Origin of the sequence: Acinetobacter sp. R933-2 (genome assembly GCF_030325485.1) — a bacterium.
GTDB lineage: Bacteria > Pseudomonadota > Gammaproteobacteria > Pseudomonadales > Moraxellaceae > Acinetobacter > Acinetobacter sichuanensis.
This window is the reverse complement of the sequence record NZ_JACAIJ010000005.1, coordinates 79517-94805: the sequence shown is the minus strand read 5'-3', so window position 1 is coordinate 94805 and position 15289 is coordinate 79517. Positions and strand designations below refer to the sequence as shown.

Annotated in this window: 16 protein-coding genes; 7 read left to right on the top strand and 9 right to left on the bottom strand. The window is 35.0% G+C overall.

What is annotated here, in order from left to right:
- Positions 1–15 precede the first annotated feature (15 nt).
- Positions 16–1353: a M16 family metallopeptidase gene (locus HX005_RS07360; protein ID WP_286376987.1), complete on the bottom strand. Its 1338-nt coding sequence runs from the start codon at positions 1351–1353 to the stop codon at positions 16–18.
- Positions 1354–1626: 273 nt separating this feature from the next.
- On the opposite strand from HX005_RS07360, the gene ftsY reads away from it, so the two are divergent.
- From ftsY to HX005_RS07335, 5 genes are all read left to right on the top strand, one after another.
- Positions 1627–2718 carry a signal recognition particle-docking protein FtsY gene (gene ftsY / locus HX005_RS07355; RefSeq protein ID WP_107007720.1) on the top strand — a complete coding sequence of 364 codons (1092 nt, stop codon included), beginning with the start codon at positions 1627–1629 and terminating at the stop codon, positions 2716–2718.
- A 165-nt stretch (positions 2719–2883) separates the two neighbouring features.
- A complete protein-coding gene (locus HX005_RS07350; protein WP_286376855.1) occupies positions 2884–3567 on the top strand; it encodes a nitroreductase family protein in 684 nt (227 codons plus the stop codon).
- 291 nt (positions 3568–3858) lie between these two features.
- The gene (locus tag HX005_RS07345) at positions 3859–4452 is read left to right on the top strand and encodes a nitroreductase family protein (protein ID WP_107007718.1); all 594 of its coding nucleotides are present in this window, start codon (positions 3859–3861) and stop codon (positions 4450–4452) included.
- A gap of 207 nt (positions 4453–4659) precedes the next feature.
- The gene (locus HX005_RS07340) at positions 4660–4836 is read left to right on the top strand and encodes a hypothetical protein (RefSeq protein ID WP_171405097.1); all 177 of its coding nucleotides are present in this window, start codon (positions 4660–4662) and stop codon (positions 4834–4836) included.
- A gap of 165 nt (positions 4837–5001) precedes the next feature.
- A complete protein-coding gene (locus HX005_RS07335; protein ID WP_286376854.1) occupies positions 5002–5667 on the top strand; it encodes a DUF2057 family protein in 666 nt (221 codons plus the stop codon).
- A gap of 117 nt (positions 5668–5784) precedes the next feature.
- Here the strand turns inward: HX005_RS07335 and HX005_RS07330 are convergent, their stop codons facing one another.
- Positions 5785–6729, bottom strand: a complete 945-nt coding sequence (locus HX005_RS07330) for a phosphatidate cytidylyltransferase (protein WP_107007715.1) — start codon at positions 6727–6729, stop codon at positions 5785–5787.
- Positions 6726–7427 (bottom strand): lysophospholipid acyltransferase family protein, encoded by a 702-nt coding sequence (locus HX005_RS07325; RefSeq protein ID WP_286376853.1) that lies wholly within the window; start codon positions 7425–7427, stop codon positions 6726–6728. Before HX005_RS07325 ends, HX005_RS07330 begins: the two co-directional genes overlap by 4 nt.
- Before the next feature lie 188 nt (positions 7428–7615).
- Between HX005_RS07325 and ybaK the strand changes: the two genes are divergently transcribed.
- Positions 7616–8083, top strand: a complete 468-nt coding sequence (gene ybaK, locus HX005_RS07320) for a Cys-tRNA(Pro) deacylase (RefSeq protein ID WP_107007713.1) — start codon at positions 7616–7618, stop codon at positions 8081–8083.
- Between the two features lie 124 nt (positions 8084–8207).
- On the opposite strand, the gene HX005_RS07315 is transcribed toward ybaK, so the two are convergent.
- Complete coding sequence (locus tag HX005_RS07315) at positions 8208–9623, bottom strand: cryptochrome/photolyase family protein (protein WP_286376852.1); 1416 nt, start codon at positions 9621–9623, stop codon at positions 8208–8210.
- A gap of 112 nt (positions 9624–9735) precedes the next feature.
- Here HX005_RS07315 and HX005_RS07310 point away from each other — a divergent pair, with 112 nt between their 5' ends.
- A complete protein-coding gene (locus HX005_RS07310) occupies positions 9736–9927 on the top strand; it encodes a hypothetical protein (RefSeq protein ID WP_286376851.1) in 192 nt (63 codons plus the stop codon).
- Between the two features lie 77 nt (positions 9928–10004).
- On the opposite strand, the gene HX005_RS07305 is transcribed toward HX005_RS07310, so the two are convergent.
- The 5 genes from HX005_RS07305 to HX005_RS07285 form a co-directional block, all read right to left on the bottom strand.
- Positions 10005–11183, bottom strand: coding sequence for an MFS transporter (locus HX005_RS07305; protein WP_286376850.1), 1179 nt, complete (start codon positions 11181–11183; stop codon positions 10005–10007).
- Positions 11184–11361: 178 nt separating this feature from the next.
- The gene (gcvH, locus tag HX005_RS07300) at positions 11362–11736 is read right to left on the bottom strand and encodes a glycine cleavage system protein GcvH (protein ID WP_107007709.1); all 375 of its coding nucleotides are present in this window, start codon (positions 11734–11736) and stop codon (positions 11362–11364) included.
- Positions 11737–11816: 80 nt separating this feature from the next.
- The gene (locus tag HX005_RS07295; RefSeq protein ID WP_107007708.1) at positions 11817–12848 is read right to left on the bottom strand and encodes a helix-turn-helix transcriptional regulator; all 1032 of its coding nucleotides are present in this window, start codon (positions 12846–12848) and stop codon (positions 11817–11819) included.
- Between the two features lie 93 nt (positions 12849–12941).
- On the bottom strand, positions 12942–13391 hold the full coding sequence (locus HX005_RS07290; RefSeq protein ID WP_286376849.1) for a MaoC family dehydratase: 450 nt from the start codon (positions 13389–13391) through the stop codon (positions 12942–12944).
- Positions 13392–15254, bottom strand: coding sequence for an ABC transporter ATP-binding protein (locus tag HX005_RS07285; RefSeq protein WP_286376848.1), 1863 nt, complete (start codon positions 15252–15254; stop codon positions 13392–13394).
- Between the last annotated feature and the right edge of the window lie 35 nt (positions 15255–15289).

Here is a 15289-nt window from a genome sequence, read left to right as displayed (position 1 = left end):
AACTCCTGAATGGGCTTAGGGTTTATCTTTGGACTCAGGGCTTAAGTACAAGGTACTTAGATTATCTCGAACAAAGTAAATATTAGCGATGCGCTGTAAGTCTTGTGGTGTCACTTTGTCATAGTGTTGTGGTAACTCATCAATCAGACGGAAACTTAAACCGTTAACTTCTAAATTTCCGATCATATTCGCCTGTCCTGCGATATCATCTTGACTATAGACTAAGTTAGAAACGAAATTGTTTTTAACACGCTCTAGTTCGGCTTGATTTACCAATTCTGTTTTAAATAAATCCATTTCTTTTTGAATTGCGCTTTGTGCTTGTTCTAAGCTGACATTTTCTGAAGGTAAAGCAGAAATGGTAAATAAACTATCACCTCGATTATAGGGTTCATAGCTGACATTAATTGCAGTTAAGATTTTTTTATCACGAACTAAGCGGTCTTGTAGACGAGAAGAAATTCCTCCATCAAGTAAAGATTGAATAATAGTGAGCGCATAAGCATCTTGAGGGTTTTTAGCAGTTGCTAAAGAACGCACATTCCAAGCCATGTACAAATTTGGAACTTGAACAGGAAGCGCAAGTTCCATATGACGATAGCCTAAGCGATCAAACTCAAGTACATCATTACGGTCAGGTGTGGTTTTTTTCGCAATTGCACCAAAATATTTTTGTACTTGTTTTAAGGCTGGTTCTGCATTGATATCACCCACGATCACCAAAGTTGCATTATTGGGTGTGTACCATGTTTGATACCATTTTTTTAGATCATCAAGTTTAATATTGTGTAGATTTTTCATAAATCCAATCACAGGTTGACGATAATGACTGGTGGGATAAGCAATCCATTTAAAGCGTTCATATGCTAAATTTCGAGGATTATCATCAGTGCGTTGGCGTCTTTCTTCCATCACCACTTTGATTTCAGGTTCAAAATCTTGCTGTCGTAAAACTAAATTTCGCATGCGATCAGCTTCGAGTTCTAAAGCGAGAGGAAAGTATTTTTTAGGATAGAGTTGATAATAATTTGTATAATTGGTATAGGTTGCTGCATTGATCCGTCCACCATAAATACGGCTAAGACGGGTAAATTCATCATCTGGGACTTTTTGTGTGCCTTTAAACATCATATGTTCAAGTACATGCGAAATACCTAACAGATTTCCAGATTCGTCGCTACTCCCCACAGCATACCAAATTTGTGTCATCACAATAGGAGCACGGTGATCTTCACGAATAATGACTTTGAGACCATTATTTAATGTCGTTTCAAAAGTTGTACGTGCCAATTGGCTTTGTGTTTCTGCAAATACTGTTGGGATAGGTGATCCAACTAGGAAAATGCCACTCAATAGACAGCGTTGAGATAAATGTGGTGAAAAAATATTCAAGCATAATTTTTTGATATTGATCACTACTTATCCAAGAAAATATAAAAGTATTTAGCAATATTCTTCAAAAAATTACGTTTTAAATCAATATGAGAATGTTGCATTTTGGTTGATTTGTAGCATCTAGCTTTTAAACTGCACAACCCTAACTTAAAAACATCTTAAATTCTTATAAAAATGACAATCTGTGCTAAACTCTTTCTTTTTTAATACGATGCTTTTCAAGGACTCGGCATGCAAGAACAGCAAAATAAATTCTTGATTGATGCGGATATCGGTGATGACGATGTCACATTACCTAGTTTACCTGCCGTTAATGTGCCTATTGTTGAAAATAAAATAGAACGAGCAGAGACAACTGCTGTTGTGGCAGAAGCTGTAGAAGAAGAAACAAAAGCAAAAGGTGGCTTCTTTAGCCGCATGAAAGAAGGCTTAACGAAATCTCGTAAAAACTTTGCTGATGGTATGGTCAATATCTTGATCGGTGGCAAAGAAATTGATGATGAGCTACTTGAAGAAGTTGAAGAGCAATTATTGGTTGCCGATATTGGTGTTGAAGCAACTAAAACGATTATTGCAAATTTAACTGAGCGTACTGAACGTGGTGATTTGATTTATTCACATTCACTTTATAAAGCTTTGCAAGAAGAATTGGTGGCTTTGCTTGCACCGCGCGTTAAGCCATTACATATTGACCCAAATAAAAATCCATTTGTGATTTTAGTGGTGGGTGTAAATGGTGTGGGGAAAACCACAACAATTGGTAAATTAGCTAAACGTTTACAAGGTGAAGGCAAAAAAGTAATGTTGGCGGCAGGGGATACTTTCCGTGCAGCAGCAACAGAACAACTTCAGATTTGGGGTGAACGTAATAATATTCAAGTGGTTGCACAAGGACATGGTGCTGACAGTGCTTCTGTGATTTTTGATGCTTTTGAAAGTGCACGTGCAAAAGGTGTTGATGTACTGATTGCAGATACAGCAGGACGTTTGCATAATAAAAGTAACTTAATGACAGAGTTGACCAAAGTAAAACGCGTGATGCAAAAAATTGATGCAACTGCACCTCATGAGGTTATGTTGGTTGTGGATGCAGGTACAGGTCAAAATGCAATTAATCAAGTTGAAATGTTTGATGAAGCAGTTGGCTTAACAGGTTTAACGATTACTAAACTTGATGGTACAGCCAAAGGCGGTGTGTTATTTAATATCGCAAGTCGTACACATGTACCTATTCGTTTTATTGGTGTGGGTGAGAAAATTGATGACTTACGTCCATTCTCAGCGAAGTCATTTGTTGCAGCTTTATTTGAAACTGATAAATAACACGTTAATTTAAATCATAAAAAACTCTGCATTTATGTGGAGTTTTTTTATTTTTACATGATTTATTGCTATAAAAGTAAACATTAAACTTTGATAAAAATAGATAAAAACCATAAAATACTTACAAAATGTATGTCTTTATTTTTTATTTCTTGGGGAAGTGTAATGACAATTTTATCTAAAATTGGTCATGTTTTGACAACGGAATTGTCAAAAGATTTATTGTTTAAAAAGAAAGACAATGTATCTGATGAATATCCATTTTTAGAAAATTTACGGAAACGTCGTAGCATATATCATTTAGGGAAAAAGGTTCCTTATCAGAAGGATGAATTAATTCAGTTAATTAAAGAAACAGTTTCATGTTGTCCTTCGGTACAGAATAGTCAAAGTGCAAGAGTGGTTATTTTAATACAACAATCACATGAACAATTTTGGACAATGGTAAAAGATATTCAACGCCAACACATGCATGAAAAAGCGTATGAAGGTGTAGCGCTAAAAATTGATCAATGCTGTGCAGCTTATGGCACAGTCTTATTTTTTGAAGATCAACAGGTGCTTCAAAAATTACAAAAACTTAAACCCTTACAAGCAGAAGAGTTTGAAATTTGGTCTGAACAAAGCTCAGGAATGGTTCAGTTTGCTGTGTGGGCGCTATTTGCAAGTTTAGGTTTAGGTGCTGCTTTGCATCATTATAATCCAAGCATTAATACTCAAGTGATTGAAAAATATAATTTATCACAACACTGGCAGCTTAAAGCGCAGATGACTTTTGGTTCTATTTTAAGTCCAGCTGACGAAAAAATATGTGTAGAGGATGATGAAACATTTCTTGTTTTTTCATAAGTTTAGAAAAAATTATTCGTTCATTCAGTTGAATGTAAAAATACACATTTTAAGGCTGAAAGAAATAGACCAAATAGGATGAGATCATTCAATATTAAAGTAAAATCATGGTGATATAAATTGACCAAATTCAATTGAAAGGTGTATTTTTTATCTTTACTGCTGGGCGTTCTATTTATGCAACATTATGTCATAAAGATATCACTGACGCTTATCATTTAAATGCAATATACTGACTCTATCTTAAGAACACGACCAAAATGGTCAAAGCAATATTGAGGGTAAAATACAATGTCATTTTTAGATCAAATTAAACAACGCCGTACAATTTATGCAATTGGTAAAAATGTAACTTTAGACAATGCAAAAATTGAAGAAACAATTAAAGAAGCAATCAAACAAAGTCCATCAGCATTTAACTCGCAAACTTCACGTGCTGTCACTTTATTTGGTGATTCACATGTTAAGTTTTGGACAATTGTTTTAGAAACTTTACGAAAAATTGTTCCTGCTGAAGCATTTGAAGGTACAAGCAATAAAATTAATAGCTTTATTGCAGGTTATGGCACAGTTTTATTTTATGAAGATCAAGACGTTGTAAAAAGTCTTCAAGAACAATTTGCACTTTATGCAGAAAATTTCCCAATTTGGTCTGAACACTCAACGGGTATTGCTCAATTTGCAACATGGACAGCTTTATCAGAAGCAGGTTTAGGTGCATCATTACAGCATTATAATCCGATTGTAGACGAAGAAGTTGCACAAACTTTTGATGTTCCAAGCAACTGGAAATTACGTGCTCAATTGGTCTTTGGTTCAGTAGAAGCGCCTGCGGGTGAAAAACCATTTATGGATGATGCTGAGCGTTTTAAAACATTTAACTAATTGAACGTTTATGTGAAAAAGAGAAAGAGTACTAAGGTACTCTTTTTTTATGATATAAAAATAATAATACTTGGCTGAAAATCTTAACAAGAGGCTATGAGTAGCAATTGATTGAGTGAATAGGGATCAGTTAGTATTTCTAAAAATTTTAAATCACTCAAAAATATGTCAAACAAAGAAAAATGCTTATCATGTGGACATTATAGTGTGCCTACTTTTCGTGGCAATATTTTGCTGACTTTATTGTTATTATGTTTTGCGATTATTCCAGGTGTGATTTATGAAATGTGGCGTAGACAGGGTGGAAAAAGATGTCGATATTGTGGTCAGCAAAATTTTCAGCATTCTAATCGGAATAGTATCCCAGAAAATAAAAATGAATAATATTTGATTTTCAAATTTTTAAGATATAAGCTAATTTATAAAATTAAGTATTTTCAATAGTTTATGTCTAAAAAATGACTGTAAATGATAATTGTCATAAAATTGTCATGAGGACAGAGCATAGTGCATTAAATTTTACAGTTTATTGACATTTGAGAAATATCTATGCGTTTAAAGTTTGCAGCAAGTATCATGAGTTTAGGTTTAGTGATTGGTAATTCTGCTTTGGCGGCAGTGACGATTACTGCACCTGAAGAAATTGTTGTCTTGGCAGTAAATGATCAGGAAGTAAATACAGGTATTTTTAGAACAAAAAAAAATGAATATAAAGTCGATGCAGGCAATGCCTCAATTAGTGTGCGTTACCAACAATATTTTGAACATTTAAACAGTGAACACGATATTTTAAAATCAGGTGTTGTGACAATTAAAGCGCCTAATTTACAAGATGGGCAAAGTTATAAATTAAGTTTGGTTGATGCACCACAAAGTTTTGAAGCCGCAAAAAAATATGCAGAACAACCTACAGTGGCTTTGTATGATGCTCATAATCAATTAATCGTACAGCAAACTGGGGCAAATAATGAAGCTAAACCTTGGTTATCTGGTGGGCTTTTTGGTCGAGTTTTTGATTTAACAACCACGAAAAAACAAGAGGGTAATCAGCCTGCTCCTGTTTATACAAAATCCCAAACAGCAATGCCGTTGAGTGCAACATCGACTGCGGTATCTGTAAATAGTACAGCGGCTGATCAGCAAATGATTCAAATATGGCAAAATGCCTCAAAAGTAGAGCGTCAGCGTTTTATGAGTTGGTTGGCAGAACAATAAGTGAATAATCAAGAAATTGTCTAAGTCAATTGAATACGAATAATCAAGAATAACAATAAAGCGTGATACACGCTAAGATGAGTATGTGTTGGATCATTTTCATCTTAGCGTTTTATTTTAGCTCCACCAATAACGTAAAATGTGAAAGAAAATGGGCGCAGAAAAACAAATAGAATCAATACGGTCTAACATGCCGCCATGACCATGAATTAATTGCCCCCAATCTTTTACACCTCGATCTCGTTTGATGGCAGACATCACTAAACCGCCAAAGAAGCCAAAAACACAGACAATAAGCCCAATAAAAGCAGCCTGTAAATAAGTAAACGGTGTTAACCAAGCCATTAATACACCTAAACCTGTCGCAAGTAGAATGCCACCAACTAAACCTTCTACAGTTTTTGAAGGTGATAAAACAGGTGCAACTTTATGTTTTCCAAATAATTTTCCACAAACATATTGTAAAACATCTGAAGCTTGCACCACCATAATCAGCCAAATCGCGAGCCAAATTTTTTCACCTTGAAAATCTGGTAGTTTTAAGTTTAATAACGCAGGAACATGAGAAATACAAAATACGCTGACCATCAGCCCCCATTGAATTTTTGAACTTCGTTCTAAAAAATGAGTGGTATCTTCTTGTTTTAGACTGGCGATCGGAATCAGTAAAAAAACATAAAGTGGAATAAAGATAGAATATAATCCGTACCAATCTGTATAAATGAGATAGTATTGATAGGGAATAACAAAATAAAAAGCGATGAGTAACGGGAAATAATCACCACGTCGAGTTGGAAGTAGGCTAATAAACTCTCGTAATGCAAATAAAGAAATGATACCAAATAAGATGATAAATGCAGTTTTACCAAGTAAAATCGCTGCACCAATAACAATCAACATCACCCACCATGCATTGATTCGAGCATTCAGGTTGTCAATCACAGGTGAAGCATTTGCTCCTGTACGTTTTTTTAAAATAAATCCAACACTTGATGCAAAAACTAAAATACATGCAAAAATGCCAAATAAAAGATAAGTTTGTTGTAAATTGTTCAAGGTCATTGGTTTTCAACCTCTTTTAATTTAAGTAATTCTTGTTGTGCATAGGTCAAAAATTCGCTTTTATTCATTTCAAAATGCTGATCTAAAGGGCAACCAAAACACACTGTTGAAAGTAATGGGAGTGGAACAAATGCTCCTTTAGGCATAACACGTCTAAGATTTGAAATCCAAACAGGTACAATTTCAATATGTGGAAATTGTTCATGCAAATTATATAAACCGCTTTTAAACGGTAATAGTTCTACATCATCATTGAGATTTCGTGTGCCTTCAGGAAAGAAAATAATAGAATAACCTTGTTCAAGTGCATCTTTGATGGGTTGTAAAGGGTCTTGATTATTTTCACGATTGCGCCGAATTGTGACACCATTAAAAGTATTTTGAATGAGAAAACGCCTAAATCCATCTTTTAACCAATAGTCTGAAGCTGCAACAGGCTTGGTTTTGCGACGAATAGCGGTGGGCAAAGAAGACCATAATAAAATAAAGTCGATATGACTATTATGATTTGCATAATAAATACGTTGCTTTAATTCAGGTTCACAACCTAGCCAAAGGCTACGAGCACCTGTTAATAAACGCGCGCCACGTCGTGTGAAAAATGAAATAAAGCGAGCAAGATAGCTAGAAACTCCAGTAGATGAGGGTGTTACTGAAGTCTGTTGGTTATTATCTTGTTGTGGTGCAATTTGAGTCATAATTCAAACCAAAATTGTTATTGTGTGAATATAAGTGCCCAACTTAACTCATTAAAACAAAAGGCGATATGACGAGTAAAGTTGTTTAATTTACATTATGAACAGTAGATATTTAAATAGCCTAAGTTATTTAACATCTAGCCACAGATGACATATAATTACATATCCTCTCCATCTTAATTAAATTTATGACTCCTGCATGTAAAGTTTTGAAATCAAATAAAATTGAATTTTCAATCCATGAATATGAACATGATGTTAATGCAAAAAGCTTTGGTTTAGAGGCTGCAGAAAAATTAGGCTTAAAGCTTGAAGAAGTTTTTAAGACATTAATGGTCACAGATGATAAAAACTATTTTGTTGCTGTTTTACCTGTAAGTCATCAGTTAAATTTAAAGAAAGTAGCAAGCGCATTTGGTGCAAAAAAACTGCATATGGCAGACCCAAAAGATGCAGAACGTTTAACAGGATATTTGGTGGGTGGAATTAGCCCTGTTGGACAAAAGAAACGATTAAAAACAGTCATTTGTTCAAGTGCGGAAGCATTAAATACAATCTATGTCAGTGGTGGGAAACGAGGCTTAGATATCGGGGTTAATCCACATGACTTAGTGAAGGTTTTAGCGGCACATTTTGCAGATATTGTGGATGAATAAGCTGTATTTTTTATCAATGAGAAATGCTTTATTTTATTAGTGTTACTCACAAAGTTACTGATTAAATAATGCTAAAAAACATTCAGTCGTTTAGAGAGTGAATGTTTTTTAGCTTTTGATTGATTTAAATCAGTTTAAAGGCTTCAATTGCGCGTTTACGACTAAGCCCTAAATCTACAAGAGGATGAGGGTAATTTAAGGCTAAATTAGGGTTTTTAGCAAAAGGTGCATGAATTTGTTTTGCATCTAAATGCGCGAGTTCAGGAACCCAACGTTTAATATATTCACCTTCAGGGTCAAATTTTTGTGACTGAGTGGTTGGGTTAAACACTCGAAAATAAGGAACAGCATCAGTTCCTGTAGATGCACACCATTGCCATCCACCGTTATTGGCTGCTAAATCCCCATCAATTAAATGCTGCATAAACCATTTTTCACCTTTTCTCCAATCAATAAGCAAATTTTTTGTGAGAAACATTGCAGTAATCATGCGAACTCGATTATGCATCCAACCAGTTGCTTTTAATTGACGCATACCTGCATCGACAATAGGAATACCTGTTTGACCTTGTTGCCAAGCCTGTAAATGATTGTCATTATTTAACCATTTTATTTTATTGGTATTTTCTTTAAATGGTTGATGTTTAGAAACATGAGGAAAAGTAAATAAAATATGCTGATAAAATTCACGCCATAATAATTCATCTAACCATATTTGTTGCCCATGACCTGATAAGTGAAAGTTCCCAAGTTGTTCGCGAAATAAGCCATGTATACATTGGCGTATTGAAATTGCGCCCATATTTAAATAAGCAGACAGTTGACTGGTTGCACTTAGATTAGGAAAATCACGTTCTTCAGCATAATATGCTAATTTATGTTCAAGAAAATCATCTAATAACGATTCTGCATAGTTTTCACGTACAGACCATGAGTCTGCTAGATCTTTGTGATCTAGAGCAGCTATATGTTGAGTTATGATTTCCAGATCAAGTGAATCATCTAATGTAATAGAGGGTTGTGGTTCAGGTGTTGGGTAACAACTTGGAACTCGAATACTTAAAAGTTCGTAACAGCGTTTTTTAAATGCACCAAAAACTTTATAAGGCTGATTAGACTGATTTAAAATAGAACCAACAGGAAATAAGGTTCGATCATGATAAAGATTAAGCAAAATATTATGTTGATTTAACAGCACATTGACCTGAGTATCCCGTTTTTGTTCATTTATACCTAATTCAATATTTGCAAATACATTTTCAATTTTTAGATCTTGAACGACTGTATAAAGTTGTTGAGGGACATCTTTCCATAATGGAACATCTTGAATGATTAAAGGAATATTCAGTTGTGCTAGCTGCCTTTTTAAGGTTTCTATTTGCCTAAGATAAAGTGAGATTTTACAGGCTGCATCATCATGTTGTTGCCATTGTGCTATGGAAATCATCACTAAAGCAATGCATTTTCCTGTTTGTGAAGCATGCCAAAGGGCTGCATGATCAGTTATTCTTAAGTCTTGTCGAAACCATACCAATTGCATAAAAATACTGTATCTTAAAGAAAACAATATAAAATTATAATAAGCTACGGCAATATTTACAGTAGTCTATCTGTGACATACTTTATTGTTATATCTCAAAAGGTAAAAAATAATGTCAATTCCAGAAATACAACGTGATAAAACATCCGAACTCGTACAACAAGAAGAAACCCAGTCAAATTGCGCAACTGACTTGATCAATCATGCAAATCCAATTGATGTGTTAGACTTGGCAGTAGAATTAGGTAAAGGTACTTTAGATTTAATTTCATCTGCTTTGGATAGTCTTGATATTAGCTTTTAATTAGTCTAAAAAATGGACAATATATCGGATATTTAGCTGTAAAAAAAGCCGCATTTAAGCGGCTGAAAATTTTTCTTTTAAGTCGGTTTATGTGCCACAGCAAAGCGATAAAATATTAAACTACCTGCGGTAATTGCAGCACATAATAAATATGCAAAGCTATAATCAAAAAGAGTAATGATCATACCAAGTAAAATAGAGCCTATCGCGATTCCAAAATCATAGCATGTGAAAAATGTTGAGGTTGCATGTCCAATACGATGCTTAGGTGAACGCTGAATCGCCAATGTTTGTAAACAAGGTTGTGCTGAACCAAAACCCATACCAATAAAAATAGCAGCGAGCATAAAACCAAACACAGTTTCCACTTGGCTGAGAACGATTAGACCGACAGCAAATAAAGCAATTGCTGGATAAATCACATAACTAGCACCTTTACGATCATACAATTTTCCTGTAAATGGACGTAAACTCATCATCGAAATAGCAAACACCACAAAGAATACACTCGCATAAGCCAGTAAATTTCGTGAAGCTGCAAAAGTGGAAATAAATGACATAATGCTGGCATAAGCAAAAGAAATAATCATTGCCATAATAGAAACAGGAATCGCTTTTTTTTCAACAAAATCATGAATGCTGATTTTGCGTTTATTGGTTATTTGTGGCGGTGAAACACGATTATTTTGTATCGGAATGAAGAAACATAAAGTAAAACCTAAACAAATAATTGCAGCTAAAATACTGGTCACTGTAAAGTACGACGTTGATTGAATCAATGTCAAACCCATTAAAGGTCCAAGGACAATGCCTAGATTAATAGACATAACAAAATAACCCATTCCTTCACCTTTACGTTTTTCAGGAATAAAGTCATTGGCAATAGGCACAGTCACTGTGGTTAAAATACTAAACCAGATGCCATGTAAAAAGCGAATGACCATGAGCATAGTTAAACTATCTGCAAGAAGATACGCAATTGCAAAAAGACAAAAGAGCGTTTCTGAAATATAGAGCGTTTTTTTTCGCCCAAATTTTTCAATGATTAATCCACTAAATGGACGCACAGCAATAGACGAAACCATAAATAAGGTCATCGCTAAACCTGCTTGTGCCAAACTACCATTTAAATCTTGCAGAATATAAATAGGAAGAATTGTGGTTTGTGCGAAATAAAAAATGAATAAAAATAAGTTGTTGGCTAAACAAAGAATAAAGGATTTATTCCATAAATGTTGCGCATTTACAGTTGACATAAATAACCTGAATGTTGGGAGAGAGCGAGGCAGCAAAAAAAGCTGTCATTTAAAGCAAAGAAATTTTGTTTAATTTTAATACAATGTTGAACGTGAGTATAGTGGAAAAGTCATTTAAAAGATGTAAAAAAAAGGAATCTAAAAAGATTCCTTTTCACAGAGGGTAAAAATCTATGATTTATAAACCCGCTTCATATTCAGTATGACTTAATAATTTTTCAACATCGGCAATATTATCGGCTTTGATTTTATAGATCCAACCTTTGTCATAAGGTGCATCATTCACAAAATCTGGATCATCTTCAAGTGCTGTATTGATTTCTACAACTGTACCTGAAACAGGCGCATGGATATCTGAAGCTGTTTTTACAGACTCAACAACACCAACAGCTTCACCTGCGGTAATTTGACGACCAACTTCTGGGCTTTCTACATAAACAAGATCACCTAAAGCATCTTGTGCATGATCAGAAATACCTGTGATGATCAGATCACCTTCAATACGTACCCATTCATGTGTTGCTGCATACTTCAATTCAGCAGGATGATTCATGTTGACTCCTTAAAAAGACTTCAATTTATTTTTCTACGTGTTATACAGGTTTTTGTTACAAAACAAAAGATTTAAAAATGCTATAGATATGGGTCTTTACGCCAATTACTTGGACTACGTCCGCTCCAACGTTTAAAAGCACGGCTAAAATTTGCAACATCACTATAGCCAAGTTCATCTGCGATTTGCTCAAGTGTATAGTCTGTTCGTGACAGTAAAGAGGTTGCATGACGATAACGAACTTCATCAACTAAGGTGGAAAAAGAAGTTCCTTCAGCTGCAAGTTGCCGCTTTAATGTTCGGTCTGACATGTGTAAGCGATCAGCAACATTTTCAATGCTTAAATAATGCTGCTCTGAATGCGTCAAAATGTCACGAACACGCATAGATAAGCGACGACGTTCACCAATTGCAGAAAGCTCCGCTTCACATTGATTGATAGCAATCTGGCTAGCGATAGGGTCTGCATTGACCATCTTTAAACCTAAATAGGATTTATCAAAACTTGCAATTAAATGCGGCTGCTCAAAACGCATTTGATAGCGATTTTGTAATTTATCAATGTATTTATCAAAGCCTTCAGGTTTAGGGAAGTCAAAGTCAATATCACCTCGTAAATCGTCTATACCTGTGAGTGCGCGCGCCATCGTCATAATGCCAAAGGTTAGACCCATTAAAATTTCAGTTCTTAATGGTTCTATATCGATATCACATTGCAATTGTAAAGTTGCTTTTTCACCAAAAGTAGAAAAATACAATTGTAAAAATGGCATTCGCAGTTGAATAAAGCGGTTCGCAAGTACAAGCGCATCGGTAATATCATTTGCTGTCATAATGGCATAGCCAATAAAACCATGAATTGAAATACGCATTTGCGTACCAATTTGATAACCTAATGTACTTTCACCTGTTAACTTTAGTGCTTGTTTGACTAACTCATTTGCAATAGGTGTCGGAATACGAAAATCGGGTTCTGCCAACTGTTCACTATTAAAAGAAAAAGGCGCAAAAAAAGTTTCAGCGCTGTAGCCCCATCTAGAAACAATATCTAGTAATAAAAGTCCATAAACACCAGGGATTCCCTGATCTTGGCGAGCTGAAGTGTTCTTCATATGCTATCCGTTGCTCTCAACATATGTGTTTAAATTACATATTGTCATGATTCTAATCAAAAACCATAAAAATTGTAAGACAAAATTTAGCTTTTAATTTTCTTGAAAATGTCGATTAAAAACAACAATTTTAGTTGTTGAAATCAGTAAAACATCACCATTTTGATTTTTTGCTTGTGTGATATAACTCACAATACCACGGTCAGCTTTGGTTTTTGATGGCGTGATGGAAACGATTTCAACTTCAACTGATATTTTATCGCCTGCGCGAGTTGGTCGTGGCCAACGTAAATTAGAATCTGAACCAATCAAGCCATAAGCAACAGGAAAACATTCTGTCCAAAGCCGCATGACAATGGCTGACGTATGCCAACCACTGGCTGCAATTCCTTGAAAAATAGGATGGTTTTTAGCTTTTTCTGGATCTGTATGAAAAACTTGAGGATCGTATTTTTGAGCAAAATCTAAAATTTCTTCTAAAGTGATTTCATATTCACGACTTTGAAATTGATCGCCCACATTTAGATCTTCTAAATACAACATTTATTTATCTTCCTTTTCTTTCATACGCTGTTGTTCAACTAAAAAACCACCTGTTTGTCTTTGCCATAAACTTGCATAAATACCATTTTGGGTGATTAAATCTTCATGACGACCTTGTTCCACAATTTTGCCTTGATCTAAAACAATCAAGCGATCCATTTGGGCAATGGTCGATAAGCGATGTGCAATTGCAATGACTGTTTTATTTTGCATCAAATCATCTAAACTTGATTGAATAGCAGCTTCAACTTCAGAATCTAAAGCACTGGTTGCTTCATCTAAGATTAAAATAGGTGCGTCTTTTAAAAATACTCGAGCAATAGCAATACGTTGTCGTTGACCACCAGAAAGTTTTACACCGCGTTCACCGACATAAGCATCATAACCTGTACGACCACGTAGATCAGAAAGTTGAGGAATAAACTCTTCAGCTTTGGCTTTTTTTACAGCTTCAAACATTTCTTCATCGGTTGCATCTGGACGACCATATTTAATATTCTCTGCTACAGTTCGATGTAATAGAGAAGTATCCTGTGTAACCAAAGCAATATTTTTGCGTAAACTATCTTGAGTTACATCTTCAATATTTTGCCCATCAATAGAAATACGACCTTGGTTGATTTCATAGAAATGTAAAAGAAGTTGAATTAAAGTAGATTTTCCTGCACCAGAACGCCCAACAATCCCGATTTTTTCGCCTGCTTTAATATCTAAGTTAAAGTGATCAATCACGTTTTTATTGTTATAAGCAAAACATACATCTTGAAACTTGATATTACCTTGTTGAATTTTTAAGGGTTGAGCATTTTCTTTGTCTTGAATTTTAATCGGTTTGCCGAGCGTATTCATACCATCTTGAATTGTCCCGACATTTTCAAATAGCATTGACGTTTGCCACATCATAAACTCAGCCATACTATTGAGTTTTAAGATCATAGCCGTTGTTGCAGCAATTACACCAATCGCAGCTTGACCTTGCAACCATAACCAAACGGCTGTACCAAGTACGCCAAAAAACAAAACAAAAGTGAGTAAATTAATGCAAATTTCATACATTGAGCCTAAACGCATTTGGTGAAATACAGTCACCATGAACTTTTGCATAGAGGCTTTGGCATATTGACTTTCACGACCTGCATGTGCGAATAACTTAACCGTTTGAATGTTGGTATAAGCATCCGTTACACGACCTGTCATTTCAGCACGCGCATCAGCTTGGGCTTTAGAAACTTTACCTAAACGAGGAATAAAATAATAAGCAGCCGAAATAAAAAGCACTAACCAAATGAGTAAGGGAACCAATAAAATTGGAGAAATTGCGCCAAGTACCACACTAATCGTAATAAAATAAATCACGACATAAGTGACCATGTCACCCAAAATGACCCAAAATTCACGTACAGCCAATGAGGTTTGCATGACTTTAGCGGACAAACGTCCTGCAAAGTCATTATGGAAGAAGTCTAAGCCTTGACGTAGCAATAAATTATGAAATCTCCAACGCAAACGCATCGGAAAACTACTATAAAGTACCTGATGACGAATAATAGATTGCATATTTGCAAAGAAAATATTGGCAATTAAGAATGTCGCCAAAATAATTAAATTATTCTGATGATTTTCTAAAAAGGTTTCAGGTGTAGATTGTGTCAACCAATCGACTAAGTGCCCAATCTGTGAGAAAAATATAGCCTCAAAACTTGCTGTTGCCGCAGTAAATAGAATCAGCAGAGCTAAATACTTTTTTACACCTGTAGCAGCTTGCCAAACAAAAGCAAAAAATGTTTTAGGCAAAGGTTCATTGAGTCCCTCATTTGGATAGGGATCAACGCGATTTTCAAACCATTTTAATAGATTGTTCATACTAGAAAGTGACACCCTTTAGTCGTCAATGAATT